General features: G+C 72.8%; 20 protein-coding genes. 4 read left to right on the plus strand and 16 right to left on the minus strand.

Translation table 11 applies throughout. The annotated features are described in order from the left end of the window. Positions 1 to 2,118 (plus strand): SbcC/MukB-like Walker B domain-containing protein (locus tag ABD785_RS39130; RefSeq protein ID WP_344839308.1); only part of this gene is annotated, 2,118 nt, incomplete at its 5' end. After that, the gene (locus ABD785_RS39135) at positions 2,118 to 2,540 is read left to right on the plus strand and encodes a protein-tyrosine phosphatase family protein (RefSeq protein ID WP_344839310.1); all 423 of its coding nucleotides are present in this window, start codon (positions 2,118 to 2,120) and stop codon (positions 2,538 to 2,540) included. The genes ABD785_RS39130 and ABD785_RS39135, both read left to right, overlap by 1 nt. A 171-nt stretch (positions 2,541 to 2,711) precedes the next feature. Here ABD785_RS39135 and ABD785_RS39140 read toward each other — a convergent pair whose 3' ends face one another. From ABD785_RS39140 to ABD785_RS39150, 3 genes are read right to left on the minus strand one after another with little or no spacing between them, the layout of a single operon-like run. Continuing rightward, positions 2,712 to 3,002 carry a response regulator transcription factor gene (locus tag ABD785_RS39140; RefSeq protein ID WP_344839312.1) on the minus strand — a complete coding sequence of 97 codons (291 nt, stop codon included), beginning with the start codon at positions 3,000 to 3,002 and terminating at the stop codon, positions 2,712 to 2,714. Then, entirely contained in the window at positions 2,999 to 5,161 is a 2,163-nt protein-coding gene (locus tag ABD785_RS39145; RefSeq protein WP_344839314.1) for an ATP-binding protein, read from the minus strand. Before ABD785_RS39145 ends, ABD785_RS39140 begins: the two co-directional genes overlap by 4 nt. Beyond that, the gene (locus ABD785_RS39150; protein ID WP_344839317.1) at positions 5,158 to 7,665 is read right to left on the minus strand and encodes a helix-turn-helix transcriptional regulator; all 2,508 of its coding nucleotides are present in this window, start codon (positions 7,663 to 7,665) and stop codon (positions 5,158 to 5,160) included. The genes ABD785_RS39145 and ABD785_RS39150 overlap by 4 nt, the downstream gene beginning before the upstream one ends. 138 nt (positions 7,666 to 7,803) lie before the next feature. Here ABD785_RS39150 and ABD785_RS39155 point away from each other — a divergent pair, with 138 nt between their 5' ends. Beyond that, positions 7,804 to 8,307 carry a nitroreductase family deazaflavin-dependent oxidoreductase gene (locus ABD785_RS39155; protein ID WP_344839319.1) on the plus strand — a complete coding sequence of 168 codons (504 nt, stop codon included), beginning with the start codon at positions 7,804 to 7,806 and terminating at the stop codon, positions 8,305 to 8,307. A 55-nt stretch (positions 8,308 to 8,362) separates the two neighbouring features. On the opposite strand, the gene lon is transcribed toward ABD785_RS39155, so the two are convergent. The 6 genes from lon to ABD785_RS39185 all read right to left on the minus strand — a co-directional run bounded on the left by lon (position 8,363) and on the right by ABD785_RS39185 (position 14,751). Next, positions 8,363 to 10,726, minus strand: coding sequence for an endopeptidase La (gene lon, locus ABD785_RS39160; RefSeq protein ID WP_344839321.1), 2,364 nt, complete (start codon positions 10,724 to 10,726; stop codon positions 8,363 to 8,365). A 383-nt stretch (positions 10,727 to 11,109) separates the two neighbouring features. Continuing rightward, on the minus strand, positions 11,110 to 11,421 hold the full coding sequence (locus ABD785_RS39165) for a DUF3817 domain-containing protein (RefSeq protein WP_344839324.1): 312 nt from the start codon (positions 11,419 to 11,421) through the stop codon (positions 11,110 to 11,112). Between the two features lie 9 nt (positions 11,422 to 11,430). Continuing rightward, positions 11,431 to 11,784, minus strand: coding sequence for a hypothetical protein (locus ABD785_RS39170; protein ID WP_344839327.1), 354 nt, complete (start codon positions 11,782 to 11,784; stop codon positions 11,431 to 11,433). A gap of 21 nt (positions 11,785 to 11,805) precedes the next feature. After that, the gene (locus ABD785_RS39175) at positions 11,806 to 12,900 is read right to left on the minus strand and encodes a glycosyltransferase (RefSeq protein ID WP_344839330.1); all 1,095 of its coding nucleotides are present in this window, start codon (positions 12,898 to 12,900) and stop codon (positions 11,806 to 11,808) included. Then, positions 12,897 to 13,661, minus strand: a complete 765-nt coding sequence (locus ABD785_RS39180) for a DUF2334 domain-containing protein (protein WP_344839332.1) — start codon at positions 13,659 to 13,661, stop codon at positions 12,897 to 12,899. Before ABD785_RS39180 ends, ABD785_RS39175 begins: the two co-directional genes overlap by 4 nt. Then, positions 13,630 to 14,751: a glycosyltransferase family 4 protein gene (locus ABD785_RS39185; RefSeq protein ID WP_344839334.1), complete on the minus strand. Its 1,122-nt coding sequence runs from the start codon at positions 14,749 to 14,751 to the stop codon at positions 13,630 to 13,632. Before ABD785_RS39185 ends, ABD785_RS39180 begins: the two co-directional genes overlap by 32 nt. A 153-nt stretch (positions 14,752 to 14,904) precedes the next feature. Here ABD785_RS39185 and ABD785_RS39190 point away from each other — a divergent pair, with 153 nt between their 5' ends. Then, entirely contained in the window at positions 14,905 to 16,149 is a 1,245-nt protein-coding gene (locus ABD785_RS39190) for an MFS transporter (RefSeq protein ID WP_344839337.1), read from the plus strand. Between the two features lie 20 nt (positions 16,150 to 16,169). On the opposite strand, the gene ABD785_RS39195 is transcribed toward ABD785_RS39190, so the two are convergent. The 7 genes from ABD785_RS39195 to ABD785_RS39225 all read right to left on the minus strand — a co-directional run bounded on the left by ABD785_RS39195 (position 16,170) and on the right by ABD785_RS39225 (position 21,176). Then, positions 16,170 to 16,757 (minus strand): TetR/AcrR family transcriptional regulator, encoded by a 588-nt coding sequence (locus ABD785_RS39195; RefSeq protein WP_344839338.1) that lies wholly within the window; start codon positions 16,755 to 16,757, stop codon positions 16,170 to 16,172. Between the two features lie 68 nt (positions 16,758 to 16,825). Further along, positions 16,826 to 17,686 (minus strand): dimethylargininase, encoded by an 861-nt coding sequence (gene ddaH, locus ABD785_RS39200; RefSeq protein ID WP_344839341.1) that lies wholly within the window; start codon positions 17,684 to 17,686, stop codon positions 16,826 to 16,828. 99 nt (positions 17,687 to 17,785) lie between these two features. Next, positions 17,786 to 18,685, minus strand: a complete 900-nt coding sequence (locus ABD785_RS39205) for an oxidoreductase (protein WP_344839343.1) — start codon at positions 18,683 to 18,685, stop codon at positions 17,786 to 17,788. A 101-nt stretch (positions 18,686 to 18,786) separates the two neighbouring features. Next, on the minus strand, positions 18,787 to 19,272 hold the full coding sequence (locus tag ABD785_RS39210) for a glutathione peroxidase (RefSeq protein WP_344839346.1): 486 nt from the start codon (positions 19,270 to 19,272) through the stop codon (positions 18,787 to 18,789). A gap of 67 nt (positions 19,273 to 19,339) precedes the next feature. Further along, positions 19,340 to 19,495 carry a hypothetical protein gene (locus ABD785_RS39215; protein WP_344839348.1) on the minus strand — a complete coding sequence of 52 codons (156 nt, stop codon included), beginning with the start codon at positions 19,493 to 19,495 and terminating at the stop codon, positions 19,340 to 19,342. Positions 19,496 to 19,877: 382 nt separating this feature from the next. Further along, entirely contained in the window at positions 19,878 to 20,036 is a 159-nt protein-coding gene (locus ABD785_RS39220) for a hypothetical protein (RefSeq protein ID WP_344839351.1), read from the minus strand. A 105-nt stretch (positions 20,037 to 20,141) separates the two neighbouring features. After that, positions 20,142 to 21,176 (minus strand): LCP family protein, encoded by a 1,035-nt coding sequence (locus ABD785_RS39225; RefSeq protein WP_344839354.1) that lies wholly within the window; start codon positions 21,174 to 21,176, stop codon positions 20,142 to 20,144. Positions 21,177 to 21,270: the final 94 nt, after the last annotated feature.

A 21,270-nucleotide genomic window follows, 5' to 3' on the forward strand; every position in this document is an offset into this window, starting at 1 on the left:
CAGGCACCGGCCGGGGCCGAGCTGGCCGACCGGCTCGAGGTCGACGAGCGCACCGTCCGGGTCGTGCCGCTGGGCCGGGCCGCCGTCCGGCGGCGTGAGATCGCCGCCGATCTGGCGGCCAAGGCCGAACGCGCCCGGCTGCGGGCGCTCGCCCTGACACCGCCGTGCACCTGCCAGGACCCCGACGCCCTGTTCGACACCGCCTGCACCTGCGAGCCCGCCGAGGGCCTCGCCGAGGTCCGGCTCTGGCGCGACGAGCTCGCCCGCCTCGACGGGTTCAGGGGCCACGCGGCCAAGCATCTGAAGGCCCAGCACGAGCTGAAGGAGCGCAGGGCCGGGCTCGCACTGGCCGAGCAGGCGGAGGAGCGGCTGGCCGCCGAGCTCGCCGAGCTGCCCGGGACCGTCGAGGCGGGACGCGAGCTCCTCGGCGACACCAGGATCAAGGCGGCCGGGATCGAGGCGGCGCAGAAGGACGTCACGGAGGCGGGGCGGCTCGTCGAGCAGGGCCGCCGCCGCGACCTCGTCCGGCGCTCCGTGGCCACCGCCGAAGAGGCGCTGCGCTCGGCCGCCGACGAGGCCCAGCGCGCCAGACAGACCCATCTCGACCTGCGTGAGGAACGGCTGAACGGCATGGCCGCCGTCCTCGCCGCCCAGCTCGTCGACGGCCTGCCGTGCGGCGTGTGCGGATCGCCCGAACATCCCGCCCCCGCGACGGGCCTGGGCGGGGTGCCGTCCGAGGAGTCCGAGCGCGCCGCCGGCCAGGCCGCCGACCGGGCCCAGCGGGCGCGCGAGACCGCCGAAGTGAAGCTCGCGGGGCTCCGGGTCGAGCTCGACGGCCTGATCGAGACCACCGACGCCCCCGTCGAAACGCTCGCCGAGGCACTGGACTCGGCCCGGAGCGACCTGGAGCTCCGCCAGGCCGCCCGCCTCCGCTGCGACGAGCTGGAGCGACAGCTCGCCGCCGGAGAGCACCGGCTGTCGGAGCTCCGGCTCCAGCACACCGAGGCGGTCCGGCAGCGCACCGAGCTCGCCGCGGCCCTCCAGAACGGCGCCGCCGAGGAGCTGCGGCTGCGCGAGGAGCTCGACCGGGCGCGCGGCGCCGACCCCTCCCTCCAGGCCAGGATCCAGCGGCTGACCAGCGAGGCCGAACTCGTCGCCGCGGCCGTCACCGCCGCCGAGCAGTCCGAGACCGCCCAGCTGGAGCTCCGCAAGGCCGAGGAGGAGCTGGTCACGGCGAGCGCCGACGCCGGGTTCGCCACGCCCGAGCAGGCCGCCGCGGCCGTCGTCCACGACCGTGCGCCGCTGGAGGCGCAGGCCAGGAGGCACGACGCGGAGGAGGCGGCCGTCCGCGAGCTCCTCGCCGACCCCGTCCTGCACGCCGCCGCCGCGGCACCGGCCGCCGATCTCGCGGCGCTGGAGTCCGCGCTCCACGCCGCCGAGGCCCACCACACGCGGGTCGCCCAGGCCCATGACCGGGCCCGGCTCCGCTGCGACCGGCTCGGCGACCTGACCGCCCATCTCGCGGGCCAGCTCCGCGACTGGGAGCCCGCCGCCGAGGCGCACGCGGTCGTCACCCGGCTGGCGGGCGTGACGTCCGGGCAGTCGGGCGACAACCGCAAGAACATGCGCCTGTCGGCCTATGTGCTCTCCGCCCGGCTCGGGCAGGTCGTCGACGCCGCCAACGAGCGTCTGGGCACGATGTCGGCGGGACGCTACCTGCTGAAGCACTCCGACGACCGGTCGGCCGCCGACCGCAGCCGCAACTCCGGCGGCCTCGGCCTGCGCGTCATCGACGGCTGGACGGGCCAGGACCGCGACCCGGCCACGCTGTCGGGCGGCGAGTCCTTCATCACCTCCCTCAGCCTCGCGCTGGGCCTGGCGGACGTCGTCACGGCCGAGGCGGGCGGCACCGAGATCTCCACCCTCTTCGTCGACGAGGGTTTCGGCACCCTCGACGAGGACACCCTGGACGAGGTGATGGACGTGCTCGACGCGCTGCGCGACGGCGGCAGGACCGTGGGCGTGGTCAGCCACGTCGCCGAGCTGCGGGTCCGCATTCCCGCCCAGCTCCGCCTGCACAAGTCCCGGACCGGCTCCCGCACCTCGGTGCACGCCTGATGGGCTGGGCGCCGGACGGTCCGGGCGTCCTGGAGCTCCCCTCGGGGCGGCTGGTGCGCGGCCGCGGCCTCCGCTCGGCCACCCCCGGCGGTCCGCTCCCGGAGTTCGGCGTCTACCTGCTGGGCCGTCCCATCGAGACGTCCTGGGAGTCGCGCTGGGTCCGCTGGCCCGACTTCCTGCTCCCCTCGGACCCCGCCGTTCTCCGCGCCGCCCTGGCCGAGGCCCTGGAGCGCGCCTCCACCGAACGCGTCGAGTTCGCCTGCGGCGGCGGCCGTGGCCGCACCGGCACCGCACTGGCCTGCCTGGCCGTCCTCGACGGCGTCCCCCCGGACGAGGCCGTCGCCCACATCCGCCGCGTCTACTCCCCCAGAGCCGTCGAAACCCCTTGGCAGAAGCGCTTCGTCCGCCGCTTTCGGCCCTGAATATCGCCTAGGGCCTGTCTCGAAGTCACCTGCCCTGCTGCGCGACGCCCAGGCACGCACCCTGGAGGCTTGTCGTCAGTCGCCAGCCACACCAGGCTGACTCCCTCCTCCGCACCACCAGGGCACGCACCTGAACGCCGCTCGCCACGGGCGCCGACCTCGAGACAGGCCCTAGGCGCGCTCGACGGACCAGGCGGCGACCTGGGAGCGGGAGGTGAAGCCGAGCTTGGTGAGGATGTTGGTGACGTGGCGGGCGACCGTCGCGGGGCTGATCACGAGTTCCTCGGCGATGGCCTTGTTGCTGAGGCCCCGGGCGATCAGCGCGGTGATCTCTCGTTCGCGCTGGGTGAGGGAGCTCGGCGGGGTCACCGGCTGGATCCGGGCGCGGGCGCCAGGCGCCGCGGCGGCATCGGAGCGAGGCGCGGGGACGGCCGGTGCGGCGGCCAGGGCGATGCGGATCACCTCTTCCAGCGGGAGCGCCCGGCCCTCGCCCCACAGAGGGCCACGTAGGGGGCGCCGTGCTGGGCGCGGACCCGCTCCAGCAGGGACTCCAGCCGGGCGCGCGAGCTGAGGTCCTTGCCGACCGCCTCGCGCAGCGCCGTCGCCGCCGCGGCCAGGACGACGGCGGTGCGCGGGTCGTCCTCGGCGGCGTGCAGGTTCGCCAGCGCCTCCAGGGACCGCGCCACGACGCGGTGCATGCCCAGCTCCCGGCCGAGGACCAGCGCCTCGGTGAGCGAGCGGCGCGCGCCGGGCAGGTCGCCGAGGCCGACGGCGGCGTGCCCCGATCCGGCGAGGCAGCGGACGATCTCCGGCCGGGCGCCGAGGTCCCGCAGCGGGCCGAGCGCCTCGGTGAACTGGCGGTGGGCCTCGGCCTGGTCGCCGCGCTCCCTGGCCAGGGTGCCGAGCAGCACCCGGCCGCGGGCGACGCCCCAGCGCAGGCCCGCTCCCGCCATCAGCGCGACGCCCCGCTCGCACAGCTCGACCGGTTCCCGGGAGCGTCCTCGCATGAGCTGGAGCATCGCCCGGCCGTAGCAGGCGACGGCCTCGTTCCAGGCGTCGCCGGACGCGCGGGCCAGCGCCTCGGACTCGTCGAGGTCGGCCTCCGCCTCCTCGAACCGGACGGCCGTCAGATGGTGGACCGACCGGTTGAACAGGGCGAACGCGAGGAGCCGGTCGTCGCCGCAAGCCCGGCTCAGCTCGACCCCCCGCTCGGTGAGCGTGCCGGTGTCGGGGCCGAAATCGTGGAACTCCTGGGCGAGCCTGACCCGGGTGACGATCGCGACGGCGGCGGCGTCCGGCGGTGCCTCGTCCGCGCGGGCGAGGAACCGGTCGGTCCACGGCAGCCAGTCGGCCAGATGCCCGCTGGACATGCTCATCACATGGACGGCCGGCAGCAGCCGCAGCCCCGCCTCGACGTCCCCGCGCTCCCACGACCAGTCGAGGGCCGCCCGGAGGTTCTCGTGCTCTCCGACGGCCATCCGCAGCCGCCGGATCTGCTCGCCCCACGGCACCCGCCGCCAGCCGAACGCCGACAGCACGCCTTCGCGGGCCAGCCGGACGTACCAGTCGCGGTGCCGGTCCCTGAGCACGGCGGTCTCGTCCCTGCCGGCGAGGCGCTCGGCGGCGTACTCCCTGATGCTGTCGAGCAGCCGGAAGTGGACCTCGCCCGCCCTTTCGCCGACGACGCCGACCAGGGACTTGTCGACCAGGGCCGTGAGCCGGTCCAGGACGTCGGCGGCGGGGAGGACCTCGTCGGCGCAGACGCCCTCGGCCTGCTCGACCGTCCAGCCGCAGAACACCGACAGCCTGCTGAGCAGGAGCTTCTCGGGTTCTTCCAGCAGCTCGTAGCTCCAGTCGATGGCGGCGCGGAGCGTCCGCTGGCGGGACGGCGCGGTCCGGTCTCCGCTGGACAGGACCGCGAACCTGTCGGCGAGCCTGGCCGCGAGCTGCTCGACCGACAGCACGCGCACCCGGGCCGCCGCGAGCTCGATCGCCAGGGGCATCCCGTCGAGGGCACGGCAGACCTCGACGACCGCGGCGGCGTTCTCCTTCGTCACCGCGAATCCCGGCCTGGCGGCGGCGGCACGGGCGGCGAACAGCCGCACCGCTTCGGCCTCCGCGATCTTCTCGGCGGGATCGTCCTCGCCCGGCAGGTCCAGCGGCGGCACCCGCCAGATGGTCTCGCCGGGAATCCGGAGCGGTTCCCTGCTGGTGGCCAGCAGCCGCAGTCCCGGGCAGTCGGCCAGCAGGCTCAGCGCGAGCTCGGCGCAGGCCTCGACGACGTGCTCGCAGGTGTCGAGGACGATGAGCAGGGTCCGGTCGCGCAGCCCGTCGGCGAGTGCCGTGACGGCCTCCCCTCCGGCCTCCCTGACGAGCCCGAGCCGCCGCACCAGAAGCTGGGCGAGCGGGAGCACGTCGCGTCCGGGCGGCAGGTCGCCGAGCTCGACGAAGCGCGTCTCCTCCGCGCCGAGCACATGGGCGATCCGCAGGGCGAGCCGGGACTTCCCGATCCCGCCGGGGCCGCACAGCGTCACCAGCCGTGCCGCGTCGGCGAGGGAGACCAGCTCCTCGATGTCCCGTTCACGGCCCACGAACCCGTTCGGCTCGGCCGGCAGCGTCATGTCTCCCCCGTCTCGTTGTCCACCGCCCAGGCGGCCACCTGGGAGCGGGAAGAGAAGCCGAGTTTGGTGAGGATGTTGGTGATGTGGCGGGCGACCGTCGCGGGGCTGATCACGAGCTCCTCCGCGATGCTCCTGTTGCCGAGCCCGCGGGCGACGAGCCGGGCGATCTCGCGTTCCCGGCGGGTCAGCGCGCTCGACTGGCCCGGCCTTCGCGGGACCGGGAGGGCGTGGCCGCCGGTGTCGTGCCGGGCGTCCCTGGGCGTGGGGACCGGGGGGCGCGCCCGGCCCTCCCCGACCGCGAGGGCGAGCGCCCCGTCCTGGTCGAGGCCGCGGCCCTCGCCCCACAGCCGGGCGACGGCCGGTTCGCCGAGGGAGCGCCGGATCGGTTCCAGCAGCGATTCGAGCCTGGCACCGTGCGCGGGCCCCTTGCCGAGGGCGCCGCGGAGCCCGGCGGCGGCGCCGCACAGCAGGACCGCCCGGCGCGCGTCGCCCTCGGCGGCGTGCAGCTCGGCGAGCGATTCCAGGCCGCGGGCGATGCCCAGGCGCAGGCCCATGGTCGTGCTGAGGTCGAGGCTCTCCAGCAGCGCCGTCCGCGCGGTCGCCGGGTCGCCCAGGAGGAGCGCGGCCCGGCCGAGCCCGCCGAGCGAGCGGGCCAGGTCGGGCAGGGCGCCGACCTCGCGCAGCGGCGGCAGGGCCCGGGTGAAGTGGTCGAAGGCCGAGTCGTGGTCGCCGCGGGCGCGGGCGAAGGTCCCGAGGATGATGTGCCCGCGTGCGACGCCCCACTGCTGGTCGAGGGCCTGCATGAGGAGGATGCCCTTCTCCGCCAGCCGCCGCGCCTCGCGCCCCGCGCCCTCCTCCGACCGGAGCACGGCCCGGGAGTAGACGATCAGCGCCGTGGTCCAGGGGTCGTCGCGGGCGGCCTCGGCGGCCTCGGCCAGCAGGAGCGCGGCCCGTTCCCGCCGACCCGCCCGCATGGCCGCCAGCGCGGCCAGGTGCAGGCCGCGCGCGGGTCTTCCCTCGGCCCCCGCCATCCGGTGCAGTTCGAGCCCCTGGATGACCGCGCTCTCGGTCAGCTCCGGCGCGCGTGACTCCAGTCCCATCTCGCCCAGCGCGACGGCCGCGGCGCCCGCGACGTCCGGCGGCACCTGCGCGTCCTCGGCCAGGTCGAGGAAGCGGCGGGTCCAGCCGATCCACTCGGTGAACTCGCCGCGCGCCACCCCGTGCATCCGCAGGACCGTGCAGAGCCGCAGCCCCTCGGCGAGGTCGCCGTGCTCGGCCGACCAGGCGAGCGCGGCCCTGGTGTTGTCGTGGTCGGCCTCGTGCGAGCGCATCAGGCGGACCTTCTCCGCCCACGCCGCCGGCCGGTAGCCGAAGATCGTCTGCGCGGTGGCCTCGGCTCGCTCCAGGGTCCAGTCCCGGTGCCGGGTGCGCAGCGCCCGCTCCTCCCCCGCCTCCGCCAGGCGTTCGGCCGCGTACTGGCGGATGCTGTTGAGCAGCCGGAACCTGACCTGGCCCGCGACCTCGCGCTCCACCACGACCAGCGACTTGTCCACCAGCGCGGTCAGGGCGTCCAGGACGGTCGCGGCGGGCAGGAGGGCGTCGGCGCACACCCGCTCGGCCGGGTCGATGGTCCATCCCGCGAACACCGACAGGCGCCGCAGGAGGATCCGCTCGGGCTCGCCGAGCAGGTCGTGGCTCCAGTCGACGGCAGCCCGCAGGGTGCGCTGCCGCGACGGCGCGGTCCTGTCACCGGCCGACAGCAGGCCGAACCGGTCGACGAGCCGCGCCGAGAGCTGCCGCACCGACAGCACCCGCATCCGGGCGGCGGCCAGTTCCAGGGCGAGCGGCACGCCGTCGAGCATCCGGCAGACGTCGGCGACGGCGGGCAGGGCGGCCTCGTCGAGCACGAACCCCGGACGCGCGGCGCCGGCCCTGGCGGCGAACAGCCTGACGGCCTCGGCGTCCGCGGCCTCCTGCCCCGGTTCGGGGATCTCCAGCGGCGGCACCCGCCACACGTTCTCACCGGGGATCCGCAGCGGTTCCCTGCTCGTGGTCAGGATCCGGATCCGGTGACAGGCGGCCAGCAGCCGCCGTGCCAGCTCGGCGCAGTCCTCGACCAGGTGCTCGCAGGTGTCGAGCACGAGCAGGCCCGACCGGCCGCTCAGGGTGGCCAGCAGCGCCTCGACCAGGTCCTGCTCCGGTTCCTCCGCGACCCCGACGACCTGGGCGATCCGCCGCACCACCCCGTCGGCGACGCTCTCGACCGTCTCGGCGCCCCCCTCGCCCGGGCCAGCGGGGCTCACGCCGGCGAGCTCGACGAACCAGGCCGAGGCCATCGCGGATGTGTGCGCGACCCGTAGGGCCAGCCGGGTCTTGCCGATGCCACCGGGCCCGCAGAGCGTGAGAAGACGCACGGCGTCGAGAAGCTGGCCGATCTCCTCGATGTCGCGTTCACGGCCGATGAAGTCGTCCGGCTCCGCGGGGACGTGCTTGTCTGTGATCATGCGCCTCGGGGTCCGGGGATCGTCGCTGTGAGTCTTCCACCGGTCACCGCGCGGCGTCCCGGTAACCGAGGATCTCGCCAATTGAGCAACCAAGCGCTAGATTGTCCGCACCCCCCGGCCCGTCCCCAGGAGCTTCCCTTGTCCGGTGCTACGACCAGCTCGACCCTCATGCAGAAGGCGTTCGGCCCGATGTTCCAGAAGATGTCCGGCGCCAAGTGGTTCAGCAAGGTGGGCCCGAAGATCGTCCCGCGGCTCGACCGGACCGTCCACAAGCTCACCGGCGGCAAGGTCATGCTCGGCCAGTCGCTGGTACCGAGCCTCTACCTGACCACGATCGGCGCGAAGAGCGGCGAGCCCCGGCTGTCGCCGCTGCTCTGCATGCCCGAGGGCGAGGGCTGGATCGTCGTCGGCAGCAACTTCGGCCAGGAGAAGCACCCGGCCTGGACCGGCAACCTCATCAAGACCCCCGAGGCCAGGGTCGAATACCGTAAGAAGGCCTACGACGTCGTCGGCGCCCTCCTGGAGGGCGAGGACCGCGAGAGGGTCTGGGCGGAGCTCAACCGGGTCTGGCCGGTCTACGACAAGTACCAGGCCCGGCTGGAGCGGGAGATCCGCATCTTCCGCCTCACCCCGAAAGCCTGAGGACGCGCGGAGCCCCGCGCCGGCGGTTGCGGTGCGGGGCTCCCCTGTGCGCGGATCAGGCGGCCAGGGCCTCCGTGCGGGCGGGCTCGAGGGCGATGCGCAGGACGTCGCGGACGTCGGAGACCGGGTGGACCTCCAGTTCCGCGAGGACCTCGGCCGGGACGTCGTCCAGGTCGGGCTCGTTGCGCTTGGGGATGAGGACGGTCCTGATCCCGGCGCGGTGGGCGGCCAGCAGCTTCTGCTTGACGCCGCCGATCGGCAGGACGCGGCCCGTCAGGGAGACCTCGCCGGTCATGGCGACGTCGCCGCGGACCGGCCGGCCCGACAGGAGCGAGGCCAGGGCGGTGGTCATCGTCACGCCCGCGGAGGGGCCGTCCTTGGGAACGGCTCCGGCGGGAACGTGCACGTGGACGCCACGGTCCTTCAGGTCGCCGACGGGGAGCTCCAGCTCCGCGCCGTGCGAGCGCAGGTAGGACAGCGCGATCCTGGCCGACTCCTTCATGACGTCGCCGAGCTGGCCGGTGAGGGTCACCCCGGTGTCGCCGGTCTCGGGATCGGCGAGGGACGCCTCGACGTACAGGACGTCGCCGCCCGCGCCGGTCACGGCCAGGCCGGTCGCGACGCCGGGGACCGAGGTGCGCCGCTCGTTCTCCTCCAGCGACGCCTCCGGGGTGAACCGGGGGCGGCCCAGGTAGTCCTTCAGGTCGCCGATGACGACCGGCAGGGACTCCTGCTCCAGCGCGACCTTCGCCGTCACCTTCCGCAGGACCCGGGCGATCGACCGCTCCAGCGACCGGACACCCGCCTCCCGGGTGTACTCCCCGGCGATCAGCCGCAGCGCCTCCTCGGGGAAGACGACGTCGCCCGGCTCCAGGCCCGCCTTGTCGAACTGGCGGGGCAGGAGGTGGTCGCGGGCGATCGTGACCTTCTCGTCCTCGGTGTAGCCGTCGAGGGAGACGAGCTCCATGCGGTCGAGCAGCGGGCCCGGAATGGTATCCAGGGAGTTGGCCGTCGCCAGGAACAGCACGTCGGACAGGTCGAGCTCGACCTCGAGGTAGTGGTCGCGGAAGGTGTGGTTCTGCGCGGGGTCGAGGACCTCGAGCAGGGCTGCGGTCGGGTCGCCCCGGTAGTCGGCGCCGACCTTGTCGATCTCGTCCAGCAGGACGACCGGGTTCATCGAACCGGACTCCTTGATCGCCCGGACGATGCGGCCGGGCAGCGCCCCGACGTAGGTGCGACGGTGGCCGCGGATCTCGGCCTCGTCCCTGACGCCGCCGAGCGCGACGCGCACGAAGCTGCGGCCCATCGCGCGGGCGACGGACTCCCCGAGCGAGGTCTTGCCCACTCCGGGCGGTCCGACGAGGGCGAGGACGGCCCCCGACCGGCGTCCGCCGACGACGCCCAGGCCCCGCTCGCCGCGCCGCTTGCGCACGGCCAGGTACTCGACGATCCGCTCCTTCACGTCGTCGAGGCCGGCGTGGTCGGCGTCGAGGATCTCGCGGGCGCCCTTGATGTCGTAGGAGTCCTCGGACCGCTCGTTCCAGGGGATCTCCAGGACGGTGTCGAGCCAGGTGCGGATCCAGCCGCCCTCGGGTGAGGCGTCGCTGGCGCGCTCGAGCTTGTCGACCTCCTTGAGCGCCGCCTTCTCGACCTTCTCGGGAAGGTCCGCGGCCTCGATGCGGGCGCGGTAGTCCTCCTCCTCGCCCTCGCTGTCGCCGTTGAGCTCCGACAGCTCCTTGCGGACGGCCTTGAGCTGCTGGCGGAGCAGGAACTCGCGCTGCTGCTGGTCGATGCCCTCCTGGACGTCCTTGCGGATGGTCTCGGCGACGTCGAGCTCGGCGAGGTGGTCGCGAGCCCAGCCGATGACCCGGGTCAGCCGCTCGACGACGTCCGGGGTCTCGAGGATCTGGATCTTCTGCTCGACGGTCAGGTAGGGCGCGTAGCCGGACTGGTCGGCCAGCAGCGACGGGTCGTCGATCTGCTGGACGATGTCGACGAGCTGCCAGGCACCGCGGTGCTGGAGGATCGCCTGCACCAGGCCCTTGTACTCCTTGACCAGGTCGGCGGTGTCCGCGGCCTTGGGGATCTCGACGGTCTCGCCCTCGACCCACAGCGCGGCGCCGGGACCGGTGGTCCCCGTTCCGATCTTCACCCGGGTGGTCGCGCGGACCACGGCACCGGGCTCGCCGCCGGGCAGCCGTCCCTCCTGCTCGACGACCGCGAGCACGCCGTAGGCGGCGTACCGCCCGTCGACGCGCGGGACCAGCAGGACCCTGGGCTTGCCGGACGCGCGCCCGGCGCGCGCCGCCTCGATGGCCGCGCGGACCTCACCGTCGGCGAGCTCCAGCGGGACGACCATCCCGGGCAGGACGACCGTGTCGTCCAGCGGCAGCACCGGCACCGTCAGCGTCTCACTCATGTCCTGCTCCTAAGAATCACGTTTCTTGAGTCACTTGCACTCAACAAACGTGCTCCCGATCCATTCCATCCCCGCGTTCGCTCTGAGCGATCGACACGGAGCCGGACCATCGGGCACACACCGTGACGACGCCTGCCGGCACCCGTTCAAAGAAAGGCGCTTGACCTGCGTTTACCCCCGCTTGACCAGCGGGTACTCAAGGTCACGAGATGGTGACGCAAAGTGAACGGAGGGCCGCCCCGGTGAACCACCGCCCGGCTCACGGCCGCCGGCGCCCGGCCGGGGCGCGGGAAGGGGCCGCCATCCCCTGATCTGATGACGCGCTGACGCATACGCCAGACCCCTGAAGCGGGCCCGAGGCCATCTGCCTCGGGCCTGTTTTCTCAGGCTTGGAGCGGGACGGCCGACCGGGCGTCCGCGACGATCCGCTTCTCGACGAAGAAGGTGAGGCCCGGCACGATCCCGGCGAGGGCGATGAGGAGCATCCGCTTGGGCTCCCAGCCGGCCCGGCGCCACACGTCGAACCCGGCCGCCAGGTAGATCATGTAGAACAGCCCGTGGATCGGCGCGACGATCCCGGCCAGGGTCGGATCGTCGATCGGCGTGTACTTCATGATCATGCCGACGGTCAGCAGCACCAGGAGGACGCCGACGATGTAGGCGATGATCCGGAATCGGTTGACGGCAGCTTCCACGGGTCTTCCTTAGCGGCGCTGGGAGTTGAGGCGGGCGAGGTAACGGTTGTAGGCGGCGAGGTCGGGGTTCTCCGCCTCGGCCGCCTTGATCTTCTCCATCTCGCTGAGCGGACGGACGTTCTCGGCCTGTTCGGGCACCTCGGCACCGGTGCCGACGCCCTTGAGCTCGTCGCGGATCATCTTCACCCACATGACGACCACGAAGATCGAGAACAGCGGCCATTCGAAGGTGTAGCCCCAGCTCCGGGCATTACCGCCCTGGGCACGGGCGAGCTGCCACCACCCGAAGGCCAGGAAGGCCCCGAACAGGGTGATCGCAATGGCGTGGATGCCCAGCCAGGCGGGAGTGAAGAACCGTCGCACGGGAACGAGGTTACCGCCGCCTCAGCGGATTTCGCCCGCACCCCCCGCGTGCACGGCCAGCATGCCGGAAACGGCCGCGCTCCAGGGGTAGTGCTCGGCCCGCGCCCTGGCCGCGGCGGTCCGTTCGGGCCCCGGCCTGGCCAGGATCCGTTCGACGCCGTCGGCGAGGCACCGGCCCGTCGCGGGGACGGCCACCCCCGCCCCGGCCACGAGCAGTTCGCCCGCCGCTCCCCTGTCCGCGGCGACGACGGGCGTCCCGCAGGCCAGGGCCTCCAGGACGGCGAGCCCGAACGATTCGATCGGGCAGGTGGCGAGCGCCACGTCGGCGGCCGCCAGCAGCCGGGCGACATCTTCGCGCGAGCCGAGGTGCCCGTGGAAGGTGACGGGCAGCCCGCGGGCGGCGGACCGCATGGCGGGGCCGAGTTCGCCGTCGCCGATCACGTCGAGCCGCACGTCCAGGCCCCGGGCGACGAGTTCCCTGACGGCCGCCAGCGCGAGTCCCGGCCGTTTCTCCTTCGACAGCCGTCCGAGCTGCACCAGCCGTGCCTGCCGGGCGGCGATCCTCGGGTACGGCCGGAACGTGCCGAGATCCACGCCGAGCGGGACCCGGTGCACCTCGGCCGCGCCGACCCGCCGGAACTCCTCGGCGGCGTAGTCGGAGGTGACGACGATCGCGTCGAACTCGGCGACCAGCCTGCGGTTCCACCAGTCGGCGCCGCGTTCCAGCGGCATCCAGCGCGGCAGCCGGGGCGCGAGGATGGCGTCGATCCGCTCGTGGGAGAACAGGACGGACCGCACGCCCCTCCCCCGGGCCCAGCGGGCGGCGACGGCCAGCGTGGCCTTGTCCGACACCTCGATGACGTCGGGTCGCACCCGTTCCAGGACGCGCAGCACCGGCCGGGGGTCGAGCACGAACCGGTAGCCGGGCGCCACCGAGGGCCCCGGGACGGTGATCACCGTCCCCATCTCGGTGTCCCTCCGGGTGAAGGCCTTGCCGGGGAAGACCAGGACGCGTTCGTGCCCCGCGGCCGCGTAACCGCGGCCGAGGGCGTCCACGGCCGTCCGCAGCCCGCCGGACACCGGGCTGTAGAGGTTGGCGAGCTGCACGATCCTCATCGTGCGGAGGTCACCAGGGCCTCGTAGGTGACCGGGCGGGCCCCCGCCGACAGGGCGTGCCCGATCGAGGCGAGCGCCGCCTCGCGCAGCCCGGGACGGCCCAGGTCGGCCGGGTGCAGGGCGATCCGGAACGGCCTGCGGGTGCGGGCGAACAGCCGCGAGGCCTGGACCATGAGCCGGGCGCCGGTCCGCTCGCCGCGCCCGCCCGGCCGGTGCGACAGCGCGGGCATTCTCAGGGCCCGGCCGCCGCCGAGATCATGGACGGCCGCCTGGCTGGTCCAGTAGGTGAAGCCCAGGCCGTCCAGGGCGGCCCTGGTGCCGGGCGAGGCGAGCCAGCCGGGCGGGGTGAACCCGGTGACCGGCAGGCCCGCGGCGGTGAGGACGGCGAGCCCCGCCTCCAGCCGCCGCCGGGCCTCGTCCTCACCGAGGGCGCAGAACTCCCCCGCCCCGCGGGCCATGATCTGGTTCACCCGCTGCCGCCAGGGAGGCCCGCCGGGCACGCCCACATGGGTGAACCCGTGCAGCGACGCCTCGTGGCCGCGGTCGCGCGCCCGCCGGATCGCGGCGGCGGTGCCGGGGTCGTCGGCGAGGGAGGGGCCGCCGGCGAAGGCCGAGGGGATGACCAGGAGCGTCGCCGGGACGCCCAGGGCGTCCAGGTCGCCGAGCCACGCGGCCGTCTCGGGAAGCGTGGCCGGGGCCACGTCGTGGACCGAGACGACCAGAGTGAACTCAGGCGGCGCGGTGGCGGGCGGCGGAGCCATAGATGACCTCGGAGTAGTGGGCGAGGAGCTGGTCGCAGACGGCCTCCCAGGTGCGGGGGCGCACCGAGGGGAGGGCTCCCGCGGCCAGCCGGGCGCGCATGGCGTCGTCGGTGACGAGCGTGGTGACGGCGGCGCGCAGGGACGTGCCGTCGGACGGGGGGAACAACAGCCCGTTGACGCCGGGCCTGACCAGGTCGAGCGGGCCTCCGGCGGCCGGGGCGACCACCGGGACGCCGGAGGCCAGCGCCTCCTGGACGGCCTGGCAGAAGGTCTCGTTCGCCCCGGTGTGGACGAACACGTCGAGGGAGGCGACGATCTCCGAGAGCTCGCCGCCGGTCCGGAAGCCGAGGAAGACCGCCTCGGGCAGGAGCCCGCGCAGCCGCCGTTCGGCGGGCCCGTCCCCGACGACGACCAGCCGGGATCCCGGCACCCCGACCAGCCGGGTCAGCAGTTCGACCTGCTTCTCCGGTGCGATCCGGCCGACGTAGCCGATCAGTTTCTCTCCGGCGGGGGCGAGCCTGGCGCGCAGTTCGGCCGACCGGTGCCGGGGGTGGAAGGCCGTCTGGTCGACGCCCCTGCCCCACAGCTCCAGCCGGGGGAAACCCTGCTCCTCCAGCTCCCGGAAGGTGGGCGAGGACGGGACGAGCGTCCGGTCGGCCCTGGCGTGGACGCGCCGCAGCCAGGACCAGAGCATCGCGTCGGTCCCCCGGAAGCCGTAGCGGCGGAAGAACCCGGCGAGGTCGGTCTGGAAGACCGCGACCGAGGGGATGCCGAGCCTGCGCGCCGCGGTGGCGCCGGCCGCGCCGAGCACCACCGGGGAGGCCAGGTGGACGACGTCCGGCCGGAACGCGCGGAGCGCGTTCTCGACCTGCCGGCCGGGAACCCCGACGACGAAGGACTTGTAGACGGGCAGGGCTACGCCCGGGACCAGCTTCACCGGGAATCCGGCATAGCTGTCCGGGCCGGGTGCGGGGGCGACGACCAGCGCCTCATGCCCGCGTGCGGCCAGGTGATCAAGGATCCGGCAGACCGAGTTGGTCACGCCGTTCACCCGGGGCAGGAACGACTCCGCCACGATTGCGACCTTCACGGCCGTGACGTTGACGCCCCGGAGCGACCGCCGGACCGCACCCTGGAACCGTCACGGAAAACAGGAAACGAACAATGGCGCCGAGTGGATCAGCACATCTATGCTGACGTGCACTTATCCCGCTAAACGCAACTAAGGGCGACGATGGCTTCCGTGCGATCCGGGCAGCAGTGGACGGCGCAGCAGGCGCACTACCGGGTGGCCGTACAGCGTCGGGTGCTGTCGGTGCTCACCGCGACGCAGGTGGTGGGCGGGATCGGGGTGGGCGTCGGAGTCGCGGCGGGCACCCTGGTGGCCAAGCACATGTCCGGCAGCGACGCGATCGGCGGGCTCGCCCAGACGAGCGCCGTGCTCGGGGCCGCGCTGGTCGCGGTGCCCGCCGCGCGGCTGGCCGCCTCCCGCGGCAGGCGGGCGGCGATCACGTTCGCCTACGGCTGCGGCCTGCTCGGCGCGCTGATCGCGACGATCGCGGTCAGCGCGGGGTCCTGGCCGCTGCTCCTGGCCGGGCTGCTGTTCTTCGGCGGCGGGAGCGCGGCGAACCTCGCGGCCCGCTACTCGGCGACCGACCTGTCGCGGCCGGGGCACTCCGCCCGCGACCTGAGCATCGTGGTGTGGGCGACGACCGGCGGCTCGGTGGCGGGCCCCCTTCTGGCCGGGCGGGCGGACGACTTCGGCGGCCACACGGGCGTCTACCTCGTGGCCGCCCTGGCGTTCCTGCTGGCGACCGGCGGGGTCTTCACCGGGCTGCGTCCCGACCCGCTCCAGGTGGCGCATCTGGGCAGCGACCGCGGGGAGATCGCTCCTGAGCGGTCGATGCGCGCGGCCTGGACGGTCCTGCGGCAGTCGCCGAGCGCCGGGATAGCGGTCGCGGCGATCGTGGTCAGCCACACCTCGATGGTGGCGCTGATGTCGATGACGCCGGTCCATCTCGACCACGGCGGCGCGAGCCTCGACGCGGTCGGGGTGGTGATCAGCCTGCACATCGCGGGCATGTACGCCCTCTCCCCGCTGGTCGGCTGGCTGGCCGACCAGTTCGGGCACGTCCCCGTGCTGCTGCTGGGAATGATCCTCATCGTCTGCGCGGCACTGGTGGCGGGCACGGCGGACGAGCACGCGCTCGTCCAGCTCAGCCTGGCGCTGATGCTGCTGGGCGTCGGCTGGTCGTGCGGGCTGGTCGCGGGTTCTGCACTGCTGACCGAGTCGGTTCCCGTCGATCTCCGGCCCTCGGTCCAGGGCCTGTCGGACCTGCTGATGAACGGCGGGGCGGCGCTCGGCGGCCTGGTCGCGGGGGTGATCGTCTCCACGCTGTCCTACGCGGCGCTGGCGGGGCTGCTGATCCTTCTGGCCCTTCCGATGGGCACGGCCCTGGTGTTCGCCCGGCGCGTCCAGGAGGCCTGACCGCGCCGCCGCCCGGCGGGTCAGCCGCCGTCGCCCGTGAGCCCGGCGAGCGCCTGGTCGACGACGGTGGCGGCGATCTGTTCACGGGCCCCGGGGTCGCGCTCGGCGAGCGCGGCCGCCGTCTCGATCATGCCCTGGACGAGGGCGGCGCGCAGCCGGGGCGCGGGGACCCCGGCCGCCTCCAGCGCCCCGGTGAGCGGGGCCAGCAGCCGGGTGTGGCCCGCCCGGATGCGGGCGCGGGCCGGTTCGGCGCGGGCGTGCTCGACCAGGCGGGTCGCGGCGGCGTGACGGCCGTCGCTCACCGCCTCGAAGTGGACCGCCACATAGGCCTCGATCTTGCCGCGCAGCTCCCCCGCCCCGCCGATCGCTTCGGTCAGGGCCGCAGCCCAGTCCGGGAGCTCCTCCTCGAGGATCGCGGCGACCAGGTCGTCCCGGGATCCGAAGTACTCGTACAGGCTCGGCCGGGAGAGCCCGACCCGGCGCGACAGTGCCGCCAGCGACAGTGCCTCGAGGCCCTCCTCGGCGACCAGGGTCCGGCCGGCGTCGAGCAGGACGCGCAGCTGCCGTGCCCGGTGCTCGGCCACCGTCGGTTCAGTGATCTTCGGCACCCCGACATCCTACGATCTTGACCTCCCGATGGGATGAAGAAGATCACAGGTCACGAGAAGCCTTCAGATCAGTGCGTCTGGGCCCGGATCTCCAGGGTGCAGCACTTGGGGCCGCCGCCGGCCTTGCGGAGCTCGGTCAGGTCGACCGGGTGCACGGTGTAGCCGCGGGTGCGGAGCTCGGCGATGAGGCCGGTGGCCTCGGCGTTGATGACGACGTTCGCGCCGTCGCAGACGGCGTTGAGGCCGAGGACGGTCGCGTCCTCCTCGGTGGCCAGGACGGCGTCGGGGAACAGGGTGCGCAGGACCCGGAGGCTGCCCTCGGAGAACGCGCCGGGGAAGTAGCAGACGTTCCCGTGGCCGAGGTCGAACAGCGCGGTGTCCAGGTGGTAGAAGCGCGGGTCGACGAGCTGGAGGGTGACGACCGGCAGGCCGAGGAACTCCTGGGCCTCCTTGTGCGCGTCGATGCTGGTGCGGAAGCCCGTCCCGGCGAGGATCATCCGGTCGAGGGTGAGGAAGTCGCCCTCGCCCTCGTTGGTGAAGGTGGGGGTCATGACGTCGCCGAAGCCGTTGGCGCGGAACCACGCCTCGTAGGCGGGGCCCTCGGCCTGGCGCTCGGCGAAGGCGAAGGAGGCGCCGTAGACGCGTCCGCGCACGACCGTGGCTCCGTTGGCGGCGAACACCATGTCGGGCAGGCCGGGCTCGGGGTCGATCAGGCTGACCTCGTGCCCGAGCGACAGGTAGGCGGCCCGCAGCGCCTCCCACTGGGCGACGGCCGTCTCCGCGCTGGCCCCGGCGTCGGGGTCCATCCACGGATTGATCGCATAGGTGACGGCGAAGTGCGAGGGCCGGCACATCAGGTAGTGCCGGCGGGTCGGGCCGAGCTTCCCGGCCGAGGAGACCGCGGCGGGCTCGAGAACAGAGGAGGTCATGCGGAGAAGCCTAGAAACTGCAGGTCAGCGATCCAATGTGCCGATCATGCGTCCGGCCCGCGGATCGTTGCGTGATCAGCGGGCCGGGTGGAGATTCGTTCAGCCGAAGCGCACGCCGGTCAGTTCGGCGGAGCGGTCCCACAGTTTCGCGGCCATCGCCTGGTCCCTGCCGCGCGGGCTGAGGAAGCCCTTGACGGGCGCGCCCCGCATCATGAAGCGGGGGCCGTAGATCTCACCGCTCCTCGCCGCGGGGTCGAGCGCCGCCCGGACGGTCGGCAGGGCGCCCGCCGCGTCGGACTGGGCGAACAGGAAGCCGCCGATCGCGTAGTTGATCGCCTCGATCCGGCTGCCGGTCTGGGCGACGGCGGAGGCCATCAGCTCGGTCCTGGCGTAGCCGGGGTGGGCGACCACGCTGACCAGCCGGGGTTCGCGGCGGCCCAGCTCGGCGGAGAACAGCAGGTTGGCCAGCTTGGCCTGGCCGTAGGCGGCCATCTTGCCGTACTTCTTCTCGCTCATGAGGTCGTCCAGCCGGATCTTTCCCCAGAACGAGGCGGTGCTGCCGACCGTCACGACCCTCGCCCCGGACCGCTCCAGCAGGGCGGGGAGCAGCAGCCCGGTGAGGGCGAAGTGGCCGAGGTGGTTGGTGCCGAGCTGCATCTCGAAGCCGTCGGCGGTCTCGGCGCGCGGGATCGCCATGACGCCCGCGTTGTTGATCAGGAGGTCGAGCGGCTCCTTGACCTGCGCGGCGGCGAAGTCGCGCACCGACTGCAGCGAGGACAGGTCGAGGGCGGCGAGCGAGACCGCCGCGCCGGGCGAGGCGTCCTTGATCCGCTGGAGGGCGGCCTCTCCCCGTCCGGGGTTGCGGCAGGCCAGGACCACCTCGGCCCCGGCTGCCGCGAACCGCAGCGCGGCGTGGTAGCCGATGCCGCTGTTGGCACCGGTGACGATCACCCGCTTGCCGTTCAGGTCGGGGATGTCCGCCGTCGTCCAGCCGCCCATGCCAGGCCTTCCCTCAGAGAAATGTGAGGGTGAATTTAGACCGATCATGTAACAGCGGCAATGTGGTGCATATCACCGTATCGTCTCGGCCTTGATCGCCGTCAGGCGGGCAGGGCCTTCTCCACGGCGGCGACGAGGGTGTCGTCGTCGGGCTCGGTCTGCGGCGAGAACCGCGTGACCGTGCCGTCCGGGGAGATGAGGAACTTCTCGAAGTTCCAGCGGATGTCGCCGGAGTGGCCCGTGGCGTCGGCGACGTCCACCAGCACACGGTAGAGGGGGTGGCGGTCCGGCCCGTTCACCTCGATCTTCTCGGTGAGCGGGAACGTCACGCCGTAGGTGGAGGAACAGAAGGTCGCGATCTCCTCGGCGGAGCCGGGCTCCTGGCCGAGGAACTGGTTGCAGGGAACGCCCAGCACGGTGAAGCCGCGGGAGGCGTAGGCCTCCTGGAGGCGTTCGAGGCCGGCGTACTGGGGGGTGAGGCCGCACTTGGAGGCGACGTTCACCACCAGTACGGCCTTGCCCTGGTACTGGGCCAGGTCGGCCGGTCCCCCCTGAAGGGACTCGATGTCCACGTTGAGAGCACTCATGCCGTGATCTTACGAGTCCCGTCCGGGCACGGCGTCGTCGCCGTGCCCGCTTCGGTGCTTCCCGAGCTCAGGTACCCAGGGTGTTGACGAACATCGCGAGCTGCGTGCCGGCGTCACCGACCGCGGCGAACGCGTTGTTCACCACCTGCGCTGCAGCTTTCGGCTGGCTGAGCAGGTAGAAGATGACGAAGGCAATCGCCACATAGCGGACGTTCTTGTTCATCAGGCGCCGTCCCTCTTGTTACGCAGTGACACACTGACCCGATTCAGTTGTGCCCACCAGTTGGATGCCCGCAAAGAGACCTTTGTGTGGCCCCATCGCCACGATGTATGCCCATCGTAAGACGTCGCCGCACGTGGCAGGAGCCCAGTAGCCACAAGGGTTTTCGCGCTCATGCGATCCGCTGGCGGCGCAGGCGCCCTGACCTCGGGAAAGACCAGGCGGGAGGGGTTGGACAGTCGTCTCGTTCGCGGTGGATCGAGACGACACAGAACACTCCCGGCATGACATTCTCGGGGCAATTTGCACGGAGCGTGACCACACTCGGACATGCCGAAAAACCCCCGGCGCCGTTTGGCGACGGGGGTCCTGCGTTCGGGTGGAGCTACGGGATCGCGCTCGTCATGAACGTCGACACGGAGTCGGCCGCACCGCCGAGACCGTTGAGAGTTCCCTGGACGACGCTTGCGGCGCCGTCGGGACGATTGACGACGTACCAGACGAGGAACGCGATGCTGGCCCACTTGAGGTACTTCTTCATCATTTCGACCCCTACCACGCTAGGTTCACACTCAGTCACCCAGAGTGATTCCCCGTGGACGTGCCAGGGTGGACATCGCCGAACGTAAAGATTTACTTGAGACGTTGTTTAGCTGATCCCCGCGGGGATCGGTTTGTCGGCCTTGAGCGCGTTGAACAGTTGCTGGGACTTCGTCCGGTCCCAGTTGATGTAGGAGCCCGAGGCGGCGCTGCTGCCGAAGCTCCCGAACGGGACGCTCAGCGTCTTGCCCTCGCCGCCGGAGACCCCGCGCATCGCCAGCATCATCCGGCTGAGGTCGTACAGGTCGTCGCCGTCGTCGACGGTGAAGTTGCCGCTGGCGTTGTAGGCCAGCGGGATGCTCCGGAACGGGTTGAGCAGGGTGCCGGGCGAGGACGCCTTGCTGATCAGGGCGGAGAAGAACTCCCGCTGGTGCTTGACCCGCTCGAGGTCGCCCTGGGCGAACTTGCGGGTGCGCACGTAGCCGAGGGCGTCGGTGCCCTTGAGGTTCTGGCAGCCGGCCTTCAGGTCGATGCCCGCCTTGGGGTCCTTCACCGGGGACTTCACGCACAGCTTGACGCCGCCGACCGCGTCGACCACGCCGACGAAGCCGTTGAAGCCGATCTCGGCGTAGTGGTCGATGTGGATGCCGGTGGCCTTCTCCACCGTCTGGACCAGCAGCGGCGAGCCGCCGAAGGCGTAGGCGGCGTTGATCTTGTCGTTGCCGTGGCCGGGGATCGCGACGTAGGAGTCGCGCGGAATGCTCAGCAGCGTGGTGCCGCCGTCGCCGTAGTGCAGCAGCATGATCGAGTCGGTGCGCTTGCCCTCGGCGCTGCCGGTCCGCAGCCGCTTCTTGTCGGCCTTGGAAAGGCCCTTGCGGCTGTCGGAGCCGACGATGAGCCAGTTGGTGCCCGGGGTGTCTCCGATCCTGCCGGAGTAGCCCGCGAGCGCCTTCTCGTGCTGCAGGCGGCCGTTGAGCGTGAAGTAGCCGGCGACGAACGCGACCAGGAGCACGAGCACCAGGAGCAGCGGGATCCTCCAGAACCACTTGCGGCGGTCACGGGAGGCCGGCGGCCTGTGGGGAAAGTCCGGTGTGGTCGGCGCGAACTGGGGCGCCATGTGCCTCACTCCATCCTGGTCGGTCATGCTTTATACGCTATGAGACGACATCTCCCGGCGCGTCGTTCTTCCGAATCAACTCTCTTCCGCTCGCACGTACGAGACGACACGAAAAACGTCG

Source organism: Actinocorallia longicatena (genome assembly GCF_039534125.1).
Taxonomy (GTDB): Bacteria; Actinomycetota; Actinomycetes; order Streptosporangiales; family Streptosporangiaceae; genus Actinocorallia; species Actinocorallia longicatena.